The organism is Candidatus Pelagibacter sp. Uisw_113, assembly GCF_047717815.1.
In the GTDB taxonomy this organism is placed as follows: domain Bacteria; phylum Pseudomonadota; class Alphaproteobacteria; order Pelagibacterales; family Pelagibacteraceae; genus Pelagibacter.
The window spans coordinates 250,717-267,861 of sequence record NZ_CP159809.1 but is presented as its reverse complement, the minus strand read 5'-3'; the positions used below and the strand labels follow the sequence as shown (position 1 = coordinate 267,861).

Annotated in this window: 17 protein-coding genes; 6 read left to right on the top strand and 11 right to left on the bottom strand. The window is 32.3% G+C overall.

Annotated elements, in window-relative coordinates:
• Positions 1-23: 23 nt before the first annotated feature.
• From ABXT39_RS01380 to ABXT39_RS01360, 5 genes are all read right to left on the bottom strand, one after another.
• Positions 24-1,145: an extracellular solute-binding protein gene (locus ABXT39_RS01380; RefSeq protein ID WP_415295444.1), complete on the bottom strand. Its 1,122-nt coding sequence runs from the start codon at positions 1,143-1,145 to the stop codon at positions 24-26.
• A 124-nt stretch (positions 1,146-1,269) separates the two neighbouring features.
• Complete coding sequence (locus ABXT39_RS01375; protein ID WP_415295443.1) at positions 1,270-2,358, bottom strand: ABC transporter ATP-binding protein; 1,089 nt, start codon at positions 2,356-2,358, stop codon at positions 1,270-1,272.
• A gap of 74 nt (positions 2,359-2,432) precedes the next feature.
• The gene (locus ABXT39_RS01370; RefSeq protein ID WP_415295441.1) at positions 2,433-2,966 is read right to left on the bottom strand and encodes a hypothetical protein; all 534 of its coding nucleotides are present in this window, start codon (positions 2,964-2,966) and stop codon (positions 2,433-2,435) included.
• A gap of 9 nt (positions 2,967-2,975) precedes the next feature.
• On the bottom strand, positions 2,976-4,142 hold the full coding sequence (locus tag ABXT39_RS01365; RefSeq protein ID WP_415295440.1) for a M24 family metallopeptidase: 1,167 nt from the start codon (positions 4,140-4,142) through the stop codon (positions 2,976-2,978).
• Positions 4,143-4,889, bottom strand: a complete 747-nt coding sequence (locus ABXT39_RS01360) for a racemase (RefSeq protein WP_415295438.1) — start codon at positions 4,887-4,889, stop codon at positions 4,143-4,145.
• A 169-nt stretch (positions 4,890-5,058) separates the two neighbouring features.
• Between ABXT39_RS01360 and ABXT39_RS01355 the strand changes: the two genes are divergently transcribed.
• From ABXT39_RS01355 to ABXT39_RS01330, 6 genes are all read left to right on the top strand, one after another.
• Entirely contained in the window at positions 5,059-6,225 is a 1,167-nt protein-coding gene (locus tag ABXT39_RS01355; protein ID WP_415295436.1) for an LLM class flavin-dependent oxidoreductase, read from the top strand.
• Entirely contained in the window at positions 6,225-6,812 is a 588-nt protein-coding gene (locus ABXT39_RS01350) for an amino acid synthesis family protein (protein ID WP_168607293.1), read from the top strand. The genes ABXT39_RS01355 and ABXT39_RS01350 overlap by 1 nt, the downstream gene beginning before the upstream one ends.
• A gap of 4 nt (positions 6,813-6,816) precedes the next feature.
• Entirely contained in the window at positions 6,817-7,599 is a 783-nt protein-coding gene (locus tag ABXT39_RS01345) for an alpha/beta fold hydrolase (protein WP_415295434.1), read from the top strand.
• Complete coding sequence (locus tag ABXT39_RS01340; RefSeq protein WP_415295433.1) at positions 7,600-9,081, top strand: aldehyde dehydrogenase; 1,482 nt, start codon at positions 7,600-7,602, stop codon at positions 9,079-9,081. It begins immediately after the preceding gene.
• 4 nt (positions 9,082-9,085) lie between these two features.
• Entirely contained in the window at positions 9,086-9,943 is an 858-nt protein-coding gene (locus tag ABXT39_RS01335; protein WP_415295432.1) for a DMT family transporter, read from the top strand.
• A 76-nt stretch (positions 9,944-10,019) separates the two neighbouring features.
• The gene (locus ABXT39_RS01330) at positions 10,020-11,204 is read left to right on the top strand and encodes an ABC transporter substrate-binding protein (protein WP_415295431.1); all 1,185 of its coding nucleotides are present in this window, start codon (positions 10,020-10,022) and stop codon (positions 11,202-11,204) included.
• A gap of 56 nt (positions 11,205-11,260) precedes the next feature.
• Here the strand turns inward: ABXT39_RS01330 and ABXT39_RS01325 are convergent, their stop codons facing one another.
• The 6 genes from ABXT39_RS01325 to ABXT39_RS01300 form a co-directional block, all read right to left on the bottom strand.
• The gene (locus ABXT39_RS01325) at positions 11,261-12,022 is read right to left on the bottom strand and encodes a sulfite exporter TauE/SafE family protein (RefSeq protein WP_415295429.1); all 762 of its coding nucleotides are present in this window, start codon (positions 12,020-12,022) and stop codon (positions 11,261-11,263) included.
• Position 12,023: 1 nt separating this feature from the next.
• Positions 12,024-13,187, bottom strand: coding sequence for an MFS transporter (locus tag ABXT39_RS01320; RefSeq protein WP_415295428.1), 1,164 nt, complete (start codon positions 13,185-13,187; stop codon positions 12,024-12,026).
• Positions 13,188-13,262: 75 nt separating this feature from the next.
• Positions 13,263-14,594 (bottom strand): branched-chain amino acid ABC transporter permease, encoded by a 1,332-nt coding sequence (locus ABXT39_RS01315; RefSeq protein WP_415295915.1) that lies wholly within the window; start codon positions 14,592-14,594, stop codon positions 13,263-13,265.
• Positions 14,595-14,629: 35 nt separating this feature from the next.
• On the bottom strand, positions 14,630-15,640 hold the full coding sequence (locus tag ABXT39_RS01310; protein ID WP_415295427.1) for a branched-chain amino acid ABC transporter permease: 1,011 nt from the start codon (positions 15,638-15,640) through the stop codon (positions 14,630-14,632).
• Between the two features lies 1 nt (position 15,641).
• Entirely contained in the window at positions 15,642-16,349 is a 708-nt protein-coding gene (locus ABXT39_RS01305; RefSeq protein ID WP_415295425.1) for an ABC transporter ATP-binding protein, read from the bottom strand.
• On the bottom strand, positions 16,349-17,143 hold the full coding sequence (locus ABXT39_RS01300; protein WP_415295424.1) for an ABC transporter ATP-binding protein: 795 nt from the start codon (positions 17,141-17,143) through the stop codon (positions 16,349-16,351). The genes ABXT39_RS01305 and ABXT39_RS01300 overlap by 1 nt, the downstream gene beginning before the upstream one ends.
• Positions 17,144-17,145: the final 2 nt, after the last annotated feature.

Here is a 17,145-nt window from a genome sequence, read left to right as displayed (position 1 = left end):
AAAACTTAATCTATAATACTAAATTATAGTCCAGCTTTCATTGCTTCCCATTTCTCGTTGATTTCATCTTGGTTATCTGCCCAGAAATCAGGATTCATTAGGATATATTTTTTTGTGTTAACAGGTGCTGTAGGCATGTGTTGTACCATGCTTGTTTTACCATCTTTGTACCATGGCTCTCCAGCATCTATGATAGCAATTGAAGATTTTCTCCAAGGAGCGTAAGCAATGTACTTAGCACTTCCAGCTAAACCTTCAGTACTTGTCATTTCTCTAAGTACTTTCATAGCTTTACCGTTAGCATCATTAGGTCCACCTTTAACCATTGCAAAGTATTCATAGTCAAGAATTTGTCCGTCCCATACTTGTACAAGAGGAGTTCCTTCCATTTGCGCGTTAAAGAATCTTCCATTCCAACCAGTTGCCATTACCACTTCACCATTAGCAAGTAATTCAGGCGGTTGAGCTCCAGCATTCCAGAATACACATCCACCTTTTGGATCTGTACAAAGTTTTTTAAGCTTTTTCATTGCTCTGTCAATTCCACCGTCAGCTTCAAGTTTTTTGTAAGTTAAATTAGAACCTTTACCAGGGTTTACACCGTCTGCAGTGATAGCAATCTCTAAGTTAGACATTGCACCTTTGTAAATTGCTCTTTTTCCTGGAAACTTATTAGTGTTAAAAAAGTCTTTTAGTGAAGACGGTTTTTTTGCACCGATAGTTGCATCATTGTAAGCATAGTTCCAAGAGTACAAGATGTTTCCAACTGCACATTTAGAAGGCATGCCAGTAAAGAAATCTTCACTTGCAGGAGTTCCATCTGGAGCAGGTGCAAAGTCTTTGTCAAAATCGAATTCAACAAAAATTCCTTCGTCACATCCAATGATAGTGTCTTTTGCATATACATCGATAATATCCCATGTAATTGCACCAGCTTCTTTTTGAGCTTTAATCTCTGATAATCCACCTGTGTAATCTACCCAGTTTACAGCTATACCTAATTTAGCAGCTGTAGGATCACCATACCCTAATTTTTGACTTTCTGTATAAGCACCACCCCAAGAAGCTACAGTAACTGCAAAAGCTGAAGTTGTGATAGAAAGTACAAAAGATAGAGCAAGTAATAATTTACTTAATTTCTTCATTTTCTCTCCTATTTAACGTTAACGTTTATTAATTTATAAAGTGAAAGTAAAACAATATAGATCCGTTTAGTCAACAGCCAATTATGTCTATTTTGCCTTTATTTTTTAAGGAAATTTTAATTATTTATTTAGGATCTAAAGCTCTACAGTCAACACTGTTCCAGCCTATATCTAGAACATTACCCTTTTTAAGATCTAGTCTTGCAGTACTATTTGGCACTTTTAGGATAAAATCTTTATTCCCTAGTAAATCAACTCTAAGTCTTGTGTGATCACCATGATAAATAATTTCTTCAATTTTACCTTTATGATTATTATCCATTTTATCTGTAGGATCTATAATTGCTCTCTCAGGTCTTAGTGAAACTTTAGTTTTATCACCTTTTGTTTTTACAGCAACTGGATTTGCTAAAATTTCTGTACCATCTTCTAATTTAACTTTACATTTGTCACCTGAAATATCTGCAACCTGTCCTAAAAATTTATTATTTTCCCCAATAAACTCTGCAACAAAAGAATTAACTGGTTTTTCATATAATTCATCAGGGCTTGATAACTGTTGAACTTTACCATCATTGAAAACTGCAATTCTATTTGACATTGTTAATGCTTCAGTTTGATCGTGTGTTACATAAACAACCGTTACACCAATACTTTCATGAATATGTTTAATTTCATATTGCATACTCTCTCTTAAATTTTTATCTAACGCTCCAAGTGGCTCATCCATAAGTACTACTTGTGGATCAAAAACTAATGATCTTGCAACAGCAACACGTTGTTGTTGTCCCCCAGATAATTGCATAGGCATTCTTGCCTCAAAACCGTGTAGTGAAACCATTGATAAAGCCTTATCAATTTTTTTGTCCGCTTCATCTTTTGGAATTTTTCTCACTCTTAATGGAAAGGCTAAATTTTCATAAACGGTCATGTGTGGAAATAAAGCATAATTTTGGAATACCATTCCTATTCCTCTTTTGTGAGGTGGAATATTTGAAATCACTTTACCGTCTAAATAAATTTCTCCATGAGTTGGCGTTTCAAAACCAGCAAGCATCATGAGACAAGTTGTTTTGCCAGAACCAGAGGGTCCCAACATAGTTACAAACTCACCTTCCTCGATATCTAGATTCAATCCTTTAACGACTAAAATTTTGCCGTCATAGCTTTTGTCTACATTATCAAATTTTACAAATTCTTTATTTTTTGTCATATTTTAAAGTCAATTTAAAACATTTGTTTACTTGTTTATCAAGTTTTTTTTATGAAATGAAAAATTAATCCTATTTACACAACGTTTATATTGATAATAAATCTTGCTGGAGTATCTGTTTGAACTACACTTGAATGCCTTTGCAAGCCATCAAATATTAATAGTCGATTTTCAACTGATGGAATTTTTTTCACCTCTTCTTCAAAAAGTGTGTACCCGTTATTGGTATTTACATAAAAAAGACATACCTTGTGTGGAAACTCGTAATCAATGTGAGAAGGATTGGGACTTTGAGTGTCTCTTCTTGGGTACAATGATGACCTAACCCTAAGTATGTTCTTATAGTCTACTTTTTGAGTAATTTTATGCATCAATTTATCTAATTTTTGATAATGAGGACTTACAGGAAATCGGTCCTCTAATGTTGTTGGGTTACAATCCTTAAAACTATGAATAAAATAGCCATCTTTGGCGTTACCTCTATCACCTTTAAAGGTTACAGCGCTTATAAACCGCCAATCACATCTAGGGGTAGTAATAAATTGTTTTAACTCTAAAAAACTATCTTCATCCAGGAAATTATCTATTACCTCAAATTTCTGGTTCATATTCACCTCTTATTTTATATGCAAATCTCTAGAAAAATTACAAAATAATTCACAACCATTGTCAGTAATTCTTATTGCTTCTGACGCCTCAACACCCCACTCTCCAAATTGCATTACTGCAATCATGTGAAAAGTAACATTTGGTTCTAAAATAGTCATATCACCCTTAGATATATTAAGGGTATGCTCACCCCAATCAGGTGGATAGCCAATTCCTATTGAATAACCAGTTCTAGAAGTCTTTTCTATTCCATATTTATCTAAAATTTTCCAAAAAGCTTGAGCAACATCGTCTGCTGTTTGCCCAGGTTTTGCAGCATCAATTCCAGCTTGAAGAGCCTCGTTAGTTTTATTCATAGTATCAATTTTCTTTTGATCAGGCTTACCAAGTAAAACTGTTCTGGCCATTGGACAATGATATCTTTGATATACCCCTGAAAGTTCAATAATTGTAGCCTCACCCTCAACAAACTTATCTTGTGTTGCTGTTAGATGTGATGCCGAAGTACCTTTTCCTGTTGGAAGTAGCGTTGCAATACTGGAATATTCCCCTCCAAATTCTGGGGTCCCATAAAATAATGCTTTTTGAATTTCACCAACAGCATCACACTGCCTGACACCTGGATTTATTACATCAATTGCTGTTTTCATTCCTTTTTGGGAAATTATTGCAGCAGATTTCATAAGTTCTATCTCAGCATTAGATTTAACAACACGAGCCCAATTAACTAGTCTTTCAGAATCTTTTAACTTGGCATTTGGCAATCCTTGTTTCATTTTTTCATAACAATAAGCTGTAAAAAAATGACTATCCATTTCTAGCCCTATAGTAAGTTTATCCCACTTTTTCTCTTTTATAATTTCTACAAGATTATCGTAAGGGTGAAGTGGCCAAGTATGAATATATTTTTCATCATAAACTAAAATATTTTTATTTTTTAAATAAGTTTTTATATAAGCACCACCTGAGTCTTGTTTTCTAACCCAGCATAATGGTTCATCAACATTTACATGAACAATTACAGCTTGAGCGTAATAAAACGACCAAGCATCATAACCAGTTAAATAGTTCATATTTGCAGTATCGCTAGAGATTAATAACTCTATACCTTTTTCTTGCATTAAGCTTTGAACTTTCTTTAGTCTTGTTTTATATTCTTCTTTAGTAAAATTCATTTAGTTAATTTTAAATATTTTTCCAAAACCACTGGTGTTCTCCTCATTATTAATTGAGTTCAATGTATCCCAAATTAAAGTCTGGTTGCTTGAAAGTACAGCTATATTTAGTTTTTTTTCAAGCATCTCAATTATTGATAAAGCAGGTAAAGCTGTGCATGAAATAAATAAAGCATCAGCTCCATTTAAATCCATTTTTGAGAGAATTTCATATAGATAGCTAGGATCAATTTTTCCTATATCAATGTCAGACTCTATACCAAAGTAGGAGTTTGCTGTAATTTCAAAATTTTCTTTTTTAAAAAAATCTAAAACTTCATCGTTTAACTTTTTGGAATAAGGTGTAAAAATCGCAACTTTATTAACTTTTAGTTTTTTCAGTGCTTTGATTGATGATGTGCTTGGTGTCGTAACTATAGCTTCTGGTTTTGCTTTCTTTATTTTTTTTTCAATAGAGTCATAGCCTGCAGCAATAGTACCTGAGGTGCACCCGTAGGCAACGCAATCAATTTTTTCACCAGGAAGAATGTCACTTGTTACTTCTGTTACTTTTTCAGACATTTTAATTAGATTTTCTCTTGTTAGGGGATTAAAACACTCAATTCTATTAACAAAAAAATCAATTTTTTTATCCTTAATTATTTTAATAAAATCTTTTTCAATCATATAGTCGCTTGCAAGAGCAACTAACCCTATCTTGGGGTTTTGATACTGTTTAAATTTGGGGTCTATTTTCTTTGATTTCATGAATATAATTATATTCTAAGATTAAATATATTGATTATTTTGTCTAGTTAATTTAACCTCATCTTATAAGCGATACATAACTCGTCGTTATACTGGGTTTAAAAGGTACTAAAGTAGCTACGAAAGTGGGATCAGTCGTCTTTAAATTTAACTATTTAAGGAGGTTTGAGTGAAATTTGGATATTTTTGTAACACTACTAATTGGAATCATAAACCATACAATCAACTATTAAATGAAACCCAAGAAATCACTACTTACTGTGATGAAAATAATTGGGACTCTATTTGGTATACAGAGCATCACTTTAACCATGAAGGAATGGAATCTTGTACTAACCCTTTAATGATGGGAGTAGACGCTGCCGCTAGAACAAAACAAATCAGAATAGGTCAAGCCTGTAATGTAATTACTTTTCATAACCCCATACGTCTTGCAGAAGACATAGCTTTACTAGATCAACTGTCTGGAGGGAGAGTTGACGTTGGTATTGGAAGAGGAATTTATGGAAGAGAAGCCATCAATATGAACAAAGAGGCTGACTTAAAAGATCAAGCAAAAAATTTTAGATTATTTGATGAAACTTTAACAGTGATGAAAAAAGCATGGACTAAAGAATTTTTTAGTCATCAAGGTGAGTTTTATACCTACCCTACTCCTGGTTTTACCTGGCAACATGATATGAGTCCACCTAGTGATAAATTTTTAGATACCAAAACAAGTGAAATAAAAAAAATTAGCGTTGTTCCAAAACCAATGCAACAACCACACCCTCCTATATGGCAAGTAGTTGATGGAGCGAGATCAATTGAATGGGCAGCACAAAATGGATTAAACACTATAATGTGGATACCTACTGTTAAAGCTTTAAAGAAAAGATTTGAGATTTATAGAGATGCAAAATCTAAAGCAGAAAATAGAGATGTTCTATTAGGAGAGGGTGTATCTTTAGTTAGAGATATGTTTGTAGCAGAAACTATGGAAGAAGCAGAAAAAATGGCTGGTGAACATATTATTAATTATATGAAATGGGTTTGTCATTGGAGAGGATTGGGAAATCATATGAATCCAGATGAGGAGTTACCTGAAACAAAACATAAGTTGGATTTACTTAATTATGATTTTTTACATAAAAGAAATTTATTATTTGGAACACCTGAATATGTGGTTAATAAAATAAATGAATTAAAATCTGAATTAAATTTACAAAACTTGCAAGTATGGTCTAACTTTCCTGGTATAGAGCATGATGCTTGCATGAGAAGTATAAAACTGTTTAATGATGAAGTAATACCAAAAATTAATTTAGATAATTCAAATATAGAAAAGGCTAGCTAATGAAACTTGAATTAAGAAAATTTGCAAAATTTGTTGATAAAACTTTTATTGAAGGTGGTAAAGAAGCCAAAGAACCTGTTTTACTAGTTTCGGTTGCTGCTGTATTTAAAAATCCATGGCATGGAAAAGGTTTTGTTGAAGATTTAAAACCAATCATTTTAGATTTAGCTCCTAAATTAGGTACTATTCTAGTCTCTGAATTAATAAAAGAAATGGGCTCTCCTGAAAAAATTTTAGCTTATGGTAAGGCTGGAACTGTCGGACTTAATGGTGAAATTGAACATGCCTCTGCATTTATCCATACTTTAAGGTTTGGTAATAAATTTAGAGATGCTGTTGGTGGAACATCTTATTTAAGTTTCACGAACACAAGAAGTCCTGCTGGTTCTAAAATGTCAATTCCGATGATGCATAAAACAGACTCAGGTCTAAGACCCTATTATCTTACACATGAATTTACTATACACGATGCCCCTTTTGATGATGAAATAGTAATAGCAATAGGTGGAGCATCAAGTGGTAGAGCTCATGCTAGAACTGGCGATAGATATCAAGATATGAAGGAAATGGGACTGGATCCTAAATAAATTAATGCCTCACAATTTTGATCCTAATCAAAATTATCATTCATTCATTGATAATAAAACTGAGCCATTAGTTTTCGTTCATGGTGTTGGTCTAGATCAAAAAATGTGGGACTCTCAAGTAAACTCCTTAAGTGATCATTCAATAATTACCTATGATTTATTAGGGCACGGAAAAACTCCTTACAATAAAGAAGAGATCACATTAAATGATTTTTCAGATCAACTAGACTATTTATTAAAGTTTTTAAAAATTGATAAAATTAATCTTGTAGGTTTCTCTTTAGGTTCATTAGTTGCATTAGATTTTGCTTCAAAATTTCAAGATAAATTAAAAAGCCTTACATTAATAGGAACAACATATAAAAGAACTATAGAGCAAAGAAGTTTAGTCATAGAAAGATTTGAGCAAGCTAAGTCAAATAAACCTATTTCAAAACAAGCACTAAAAAGATGGTTCACAGATAAATATCTAGATAACCATCCAGAAATTTATGATCAATTTATAAAGATCTTAACAAAAAAAAATGAAGATCATTTAAATTTTTTAAAAGCTTATAAACTATTTGCTTATCATCAAGATGATATAGCTATGATTAAAAGTATAAAAACTAAAACTCTGGTGATGACAGGGTCAGATGATTTAGGTTCAACAGTTGAGATGTCAAAATCTTTATCTAATGATTTAATAAATTCAAGTTTTACTGAAATAAATAATGGGAAACATCTTTGTAGTATAGAGTGTGCAGATGATGTTAATATAAATCTTAAAAATTTTATTAATAATTAAATGACAAAAATTCAAAACTTTAAAATGTACATAGACGGTCAATGGGTTGAGTCTGAGTCTGGTAAAACTATTGAAACTTTAAACCCAGAGAATAATGAAGTTTGGGCAACTGTACCTGAAGCAGATGCAAAAGATGTAGATAAAGCTGTTAAGGCTGCACAAAAAGCTTTTGATAACTCCTGGTCTAATTTACATCCAAGAGATAGAGCTAAATATTTAAGATCTCTAGCAAACTTACTCAGAGAGAATGCTGAACATCTTGGAACTATAGAAACTATTGATACAGGAAAAATTTTTAGAGAAACTAAAACACAAGCTAATTATATTGCTGAATACTATGATTACTTTGCAGGTCTTGCTGATAAAGTTGAAGGAACAGTCGTACCAATTGACAAACCAGACATGCAAGTAACAACTACTCGAATACCTATTGGTGTGGTTGCCGCAATCATTCCATGGAACTCCCAAATGTTATTAACAGCTGTTAAACTTGCCCCTGCATTAGCCATGGGAAATACCGTTGTAATAAAAGCATCCGAACTTGCACCTGTAACTTTATTAGAATTTGCAAAATTAGTTGAAAAATCAGGAATACCAAAAGGAGTGGTTAACATAATTACTGGTTTAGGTGACCCTTGTGGTAAAGCCCTAACTACACATAACCTTGTGGAGAGAATTGCATTCACAGGTGGTCCAGAAACTGCCAAACATATCGTAAAAAATTCAGCTGAAAATTTATCACAAGTAAGCTTAGAACTAGGTGGAAAAAGTCCTGTTGTAGTATTTAATGATGCTGAACAAGAGAATGCACTTAATGGAATTACTGCTGGCATTTTTGGTGCAAGTGGTCAAAGCTGTATTGCTGGATCAAGACTTTATATTCAATCAAGAATTTATGATGAATTTTTAGATAAGTTAGTCACAAAAGCTAAAAAAATAAAACTAGGCGCCCCGATGAATAAAGATACTCAAATGGGTCCTTTAAATAGTTTCAAACAATTAGAAAATATTGAAAGAAATATTAAAGTTACCATTGAACAAGGTGGAAAAATTAGATGTGGAGGAAAAAGATCAAATATATCTAATAAAGGCTATTATTTTCCAGCTACAATAATTGAATGTAAAAATCATAACTTACCTACTGCTGAAAATGAATTATTTGGTCCAGTATTATCTGTTATGAAATTTGATACAGAGCAAGAGGTTATTAAATTAATGAATGATAATAAATATGGATTATCTTCTGGGGTTTATTCATCAAACCTTGGGAGAGGTATGAGAGTTTCAAAGGCAGTAAGAGCTGGAATAGTATTTGTAAATACATATAGATTAATTTCACCCATGGCTCCCTTTGGAGGAATTAAAGATAGTGGCTACGGTAAAGAAGCAGGAATTGAATCCATCAAAGAATATACAAGAATAAAGACAACATGGTATAATTCTTCGGAAAAGCCGATGACAGATCCATTCACAATGGGTTAATTTTTTGACTACACGACATTATTTTTTAGTTTTATTTATTATGTTTATTTTTGGAAGTTCATATCCAGTAAACAAGCTTGCTTTAAATACGTCCTTACCACCCATGTTAGCAGGATCCATAAGAATGTTTATACTTTTTATTTTTCTCATTCCATTTTGTAAATTTAAAATCCCAGATAAAAAATATTTTTTTCCTTTAACAGGTTTTTCATTAACTATGGGCTTTGGAGTTATATTTTTTTTAAATTTATCATTAGGTAAAGCAACTTTAGTTGCTCCTATTATTATTGGAGCTCAACTAGCAGTACCCTTTGCTATTCTTGTAAGCTCAATTTTTCTTGGTGAAAAAGTTAGTACGAAACAGTGGATACTAATACTTATTTCTTTTTTTGGGATTTTTCTAATTGGTTATGACCCAAATTTAAAAGGAGAAATTTATGCACTTTTTTTATGTGGCATTTCTGCTTTTTTTTATGGGATTGCAAATGTGTTATCAAGGTACATCAAAGAAGTTGATGTAAAGTTTTCAAATATGATCATGGGACTTACAGGCTTTATTACCATCTTAATATTTTCAATTTTTACTGAAGGAAATACAATTAATCATTTAAAAGATATTGATATAAAAACGTGGTTTCTTTTGCTTCATAATGGAGTAACTGTCTCCGTTATTGCTCATACTTCTTTATTTTATCTCTATAAATTTTATTCAGTTAATAAAGTTATGCCCTTCTATTCTCTATTTCCAATATTTGGTTTAATTCTAACTTTCTTAATTTTTGGAGAAATTCCTACGATATTAAGTACTATTGGTGGGGCTATTGTGATTATTTCAGTCTATCAGCTTCAAAAAATAAGATAATTTATCCATTGAATTATTAGATTAATCGTAATTTAATTGGTTTTTTATAAATTGTTAACAATCAAAGAGGAAAATAATGAAAAAACTATTTATTGCTGCATTTATATTCGTTTCTACTTTTACAACGAATACATTCGCAGAAGTTAAGATGGGTATCATCCTAGGATTTACTGGTCCTATTGAATCTCTAACACCAGCTATGGCTGCATCTGCAGAACTTGCATTTAAAGAAGCTTCTGATTCAGGTTCACTATTAGGTGGAGAAACTATTTCAGTAGTAAGAGCAGACTCAACTTGTGTTGATTCAGCAGCAGCAACAGCAGCAGCAGAAGGTGTTATTGCACAAGGTGTTGCAGCAATTATGGGTGCTGACTGTTCAGGTGTAACTGGTGCTATCGCATCTAATGTTGCTGTACCAAATGGTGTAGTAATGATTTCACCATCAGCAACTTCACCAGGACTTACAGCTTTAGATGATAAGGGTTTCTTTTTTAGAACAGCCCCATCTGATGCTAGAGGTGGTCAGATTTTAGCTGATATTACTAAAGACAGAAAAATCAAAAGTGTAGCAATTACTTACACTAACAATGACTATGGAAAAGGTTTAGCTGATGTTTATGCAGCAGCTGTAAAAGCTCATGGTATTAAAGTAACAATTGTATCCGCTCATGAAGATGGAAAAGCTGATTACTCATCTGAAGTAGCTACTTTAGCGTCAGCAGGTGGTGATGCGGTAGCAGTAATTGGTTACCTAGACCAAGGTGGAAAAGGAATTATTCAAGGTTCTTTAGACTCTGGTGCATTTGATAAATTTATTTTATCTGATGGTATGATTGGTGACTCGTTAACTGATGCTTTTGGAAAAGATTTAAATAAATCTTTTGGTTCAATGCCTGGTTCAATGAATGAAAAAACAGCAGGTACTTTTGCGTCTGTTGCTAAAGCAGCCGGTATCGACTCGTCTGGACCTTATACTGGTGAATCTTATGATGCAGCAGCTTTAATCGTTCTTGCGATGCAAGCAGGTGGATCGGCTGATAGAGCTTCTATTGCTAAGAATGTAATGGATGTTGCTAACGGTCCTGGAACTAAAATTTATCCAGGTGAACTTAAAAAAGGTTTAGATTTATTAGCTAAAGGTAAAAAAGTTGACTACGAAGGTGCAACTGGAGTTTCTTTTACTAGCGTTGGTGAAGCTGAAGGTTCTTTCTTAGAGAAAGAAATCAAAAGTGGAAAATTTAAAAATAAAAAACAAAGATAATTAAAATTTTAGTTTTAAAACCCTCAGCAGTGAAAATTGCAGAGGGTTTTTTTTATCTAAAAATTGCTGATAATCCTAAAAAACCCAAATATTGAGATGAATATTAGAAAGTAAAAAACAACTTTTCTATAAGTCTCCTCTTTACTTTTAATAAAAAATTTATCACCAATATAAACACCTATTGGTAAAATAATAATCAGTGGAGTAGTTCTATAAATAGTTGTGACATCTACAATTCCAGCAAAAAAACTAAGAGTAAAAGCATAAATATCTGTTAAGAAAAATAATGCTGCTAATGAACCTCTGATTATCGCAGGTTGAATGCTCGTAACTAATAAGAATAGTGCAACAGGCATTCCCCCTAAAGTAGTTAATCCATTTAATGTTCCAGAAATTATTCCTGTAAAGAATTTTCCATAATTGTTATTAATCTTTTGATTTATGTAGCCTCTCATTAATAAAAATGAGAAAAATATGATTAGTACACAAACAGATAGATGTGTGACGTCAGGGGTTAAATATTTCAATAGATAAATGCCAACAGGAGAGCCAATAATTATTCCAAATAATAGTTTAACAACAAAATTCCAATCTATTTTGTTCCATATATATGGAACCATAAAAATACTAATAATGACCTCAAGTATTAGAATAATTGGAACTATTTCTATCGCTGGAAGAATAAAAGAAAAACCTGAGATGCATATTGCTGAAAAGCCAAAGCCATTAAACCCTCTTATAATAGATGCAATAAATACAGTAAATATTACAAAATAAATTTCGATTAAGCTGAGTTGAAAATAAGCTAGTAAATCCATCTTACTTTCTCTCTTTAAAATCAGCTCTTAATGTTGACAAAATAATTAAAATTAAAAATATTATACAAACTAAATTCATTGTTTTCCAACTTGTTAAGGTTAAGAAAACTCCTGCAGATAAACTCGCAGTTGCTTGAATTGAATAAACTATTAGATCATTAAATCCTTGTGCCTTAAATTTTTCGTTTTCCCTATAAGATAAAACTAATAGACTTGTTCCAGATATAAATAAAAAGTTCCAACCAAATCCTAAAAATATTAATGCAATTAAATAATTAGTAAAATTTTGATCAAAGAAACTAGTTAAAACTGTTATTAAAAATAAGAAGACACCAGCGTACATTATTTTACTATGTCCAAATTTTCTAATCAAATTACCCGTAACCAGTGAAGGTAAAAACATAGCTGCAATATGCAGTTGGATTACCAGCCCTGTTTTAGTTAAGCTTATTTTTTCCATTACATGCATACTTATTGGTGTAGCTGTCATTAAAAATGACATCACCGCATATGCAAATGCAGATGCTACTAAAGCCTGTAGAAATCTTGGTTGAGAAATTAACTCTAGATAGCTACGTGAAGTTTTTTTATTAATACGATTTGGTTTATGTCCATCTTTATAGAATAATAAGAAAATTATTGAGGTGAGTGTTAAAGCTGCAAGTGCGATGTAAGAACCGGCATATAAATGTTCAGCAATAATATCTTTTGTTATATTAGCAACATTTGGTCCAATAAAAGCTGAACCTATTCCTGCTAATAATATTATTGAAATAGCTTTTGGTGCCATATCCTTTTTTACTGTTTCAACAGCCGCAAAACGATATTGATGACTAAACGCAACCCCAGCCCCAAGTAAAAAACATGCAAAATTAAATAATATAAAACTTTCAATAATTATTGAATAAGCAGCAAGTAATGATGACAATGAACTAATGATTGATGCAAATATAAAGCCTGCTCTTCGACCAATTATACTCATAACCTTTGCTGCAAAGATTGCAAAAATTGCTATACCTACAATTGATAAAGCCATCGGTAGAGTTGCCAAAGATTTTACTGGACTAAACTGGGAACCAATTATTCCACTTAAAAAAACTGTCACTGGTGCTGCTGTAAAAGCAAAAATCTGACTTAAAATTAGCAGCCATAAATTTTTATTCATTAAAAAAAATATTTATCACCGATGTACATAGCCCATGCTACTGCAGCTCCGAGTATAATATATTTCATAATAAATTTATTTTATTTCGATTTTCTCAGGAAGTATACCTTTAGGTCGATACCTCATGATCAGTAAAAGACCCATACCCATCATTAAATATCTAAAGTATGGAACACTTTCAATTAAATGAATTTTTAATGAATGCGTGTCTGTTAAACCTGCTGTAAATAGATTAATTAAGAATAGTGCAATTGGTGCTGCCTCAATCCACAAAAACCAGACTGCAAAACCACCTAAAATTGCTCCAAAATTGTTTCCACTTCCTCCTACAATAACCATAACCCAGATTAAAAAAGTATACCTCATTGGCTGGTAACTACCTGGTGTAAATAAACCATCTTGAGTAACTAACATGGCACCAGCAATTCCAACTATAGCTGAGCCTAAAATAAAAATTAATAAGTGTTGTTTGACAACATTTTTTCCCATTGCGTTAGCAGCTTCTTCATTATCTCTTATCGCACGCATCATTCTTCCCCATGGGGAGTAAAGAGCTTTTTGAGTAACTATTAATAAAGCTATAACAACAATTAAAAATAAACCTGAATAACAAAGTTTTACAAAAACTGATGATCCCTCAATTACTAATTGATTAAGAGTTGCCTGTTTATCATTAATACTTGAAATTAAATCTAATTTTCCAGAATTAAATTTTGCAACTAGATTTATAAACCATTCTTTAGTTTGGAGTTCAATTTCATAAGGTACTGGTCGATCCAGTCCAATTACATTTTTAACACCTCTTGTTAACCAATCTTCATGTTTAATGATGGCTATAACTATTTCTGATATTAACAATGTAGCAATGGCTAAGTAGTCTGCCCGCAAACCTAACGCAACTTTACCAACTATAAATGCTAGACCTGCTGCAAAAAATGCACCTACGATCCAAGAAAACATAATTGGTAATCCTAATCCGCCAAGAAATCCTGTTGTTGCTGGGTTAACATTTTCAATAGCTTCAATACTTGTCTCTGATGTAACTCTTATAATGATAATTCCAGCAACAATAATTGCAGCAATACCATAAGTTCTAATTTTAGATTTTTCAAAATTTTTTAATACAAAACGTATTGCAAAGACCATCACGACTATTAACCACAAAGACATTAAAATACTAAAACCACCTGCAACCCATGCCTCTTGTACAGGTTCAACAGATATCAAAACTGCAGCTAATCCGCCTAATGCCGCATAACCCATAAGACCAAAATTGATTAAGCCTGCATATCCCCATTGAATATTTGCACCCATAGTCATTACTGCAGAAATCAAGCACATGTTAAAAATTGATAGAGCTACATTCCATGATTGAAATATTCCAACTAAAATAATAAGCCCCAACATTATTGTGTAGGCCATAATTACATTTAAATGCTTTCTCACAGTACCTTCCCTTTAAATATTCCATTAGGTCTATAAAGTAAGACGATCACCAGTATAGAAAATGAGACAGCAAATTTATAATCTGTTGATAATAGTTGAACTAAAGTTTCTGGCTCCATGCTCGTTGGCAAAACATACATAAAAAACTTTTTATAAGCATAAGTTAAGAATATTTCTGAAAATGCTATGACATATCCTCCTAAAAATGCTCCAAACGGGTTTCCAATACCTCCCACGATTGCTGCAGCAAAAATTGGTAACATGTTATTAAAGTATGTAAATGGCTTAAAACTTTTGTCCAATCCATATAAAGCTCCACCAATTGTTGCCAAAATACCTGCAATAATCCAAGTAATCATAACCACTCTTTTAGGATCAATCCCAGACAATAAAGCTAAATCCTCATTGTCAGAATAAGCACGCATGCTTTTTCCTGTTTTAGTTTTATTTAAAAACCAAAATAAAATAGAAACCAATACAATTGTTACAAATATAGTTAATACCTGACTAGATTTAATTGCTAAACCTTCATTAAGTCCTGTCATTTCTTTAAACTCACCTGCTTTAATAATAAATTTTTCTCCATCAAAAAATCTTTGATCTGATGGACCAATTATTATTCTAACTACAGCTTGAGTTACAAACATCACACCAATACTAACCATTGCAAGCTGGACAGGAGGACTTTTGCTCAATCTATAATATCTAAAAACAAATTTATCAACTAAGAGCATGTACCCAATTGTTAAAACAATTGCAAAAGGGATGGCAAGTAATGCTGTTGGTAAAACTCCTAAAGAAATTCCAAGTGATTGGAAATACCAAGTAAATAATATGGTGACCATTGTACCAAAAGCCATCATGTCTCCAGTTGCAAAATTAGCAAACCTTAGAATTCCATAAATTAAAGTTACAAATATTGCACCTAATGCTAGTTGAGAGCCGTACGTAAGTGCTGGCATAAAAATGTAATTTAATAATAATATAATTGCGTTTAAAAATTCCATACTATCCACCTAAAAAAGAACTTCTTACTCTTGGATCGTTTAATAATTCTTTTCCTGTTCCTGAATATTTATTTTCACCTGTAACCAACACATATCCTCGATCAGAAATATTAAGAGCTTGTTTGGCATTTTGCTCGACCATTAAAATTGCCACATTAGTTCTTTTTACTTTAATTATATGATCAAATAATTCATCCATTACAATTGGAGAAACTCCAGCCGTAGGTTCATCTAACATTAATACAGACGGCTTTATCATTAATGCTCTGCCAAGGGCTACTTGTTGTCTTTGACCTCCTGATAGTTCACCGACTAACTGATTTCTTTTCTCTCTTAATATTGGAAAGAGTTCATAAATTTCTTCTATGATCTCTTGGTAGTTATCATCTCTTAAATAAGCGCCCATCTCTAAATTTTCTTCAACACTCATTCCAGAGAATACATTTTTTGTCTGTGGTACAAATGAAATACCCTCTCTCACCCTATCTTGTGGTGAAAGTTTTGAAATATCTTTTCCATCAATTATAACTGAGCCTGATTTTAAACTTAAAAGACCTAGCATTGCTTTCATGGCTGTTGATTTACCTGCACCATTGGGTCCAAGGATTGAGACTATTTCACCTCTGTTTACGTCAACTGAACAAGAATTAATGATATCAGGTCCAGTACCATAACCACCTGTCATTTTTAAACCTTCAAAAAAAGCCATTAGTTCTCATCCTTTAATTTTGACCCTCTACCTAAATAACTTTCTATAACCTTTTCATCTTTTTTAGCTTCTTCAGCAGTACCTTCAAATAAAACTGACCCTTCAGCCATAACGATAACAGGATTACATAATCTACTTATAAACTCCATATCGTGTTCAATCATACAAAATGTGTACCCCTCTTCTTTATTAAGCTTAAGAATAGCAGTTCCTAAATCTTTAAGTAGTGTTCTATTAACTCCAGCTCCTACCTCATCAAGCAATACTAATTTTGCATCAACCATCATGGTTCGTCCAAGTTCTAGTAATTTCTTTTGACCTCCCGATAAATTTCCAGCTAATTCATTTGATAGATGTGTCAAATTTAAGAAATCAACTACGTCTTGTGCTTTTTGCTTAACCACAAGTTCTTCAGTTCTAACTAAGCTTGGTTTAAGTAAGGCTGTCATTAAATTTTCACCTGATTGATCTGCAGGAACCATCATTAAATTTTCAAGTACAGAAAGATTAGTGAACTCATGTGCTATTTGAAACGTTCTTAAAATTCCTTTAGAAAATAATTCATAGGAGGGAACATCTGTAATATCTTCGTTATTAAATAATACTTTTCCTTGTGAGGATTTTAAATTTCCAGCAATTAAATTAAATAACGTAGTTTTACCTGAACCGTTAGGTCCTATGATACCTGTAATAGATCCTTTCTTAATCTTTAAAGAGCAATCTGAAACTGCAGCCAAACCTCCAAAATACTTAGATATATTTTCAATTTGTAAGATATTCTGTTCTTGATCCATGA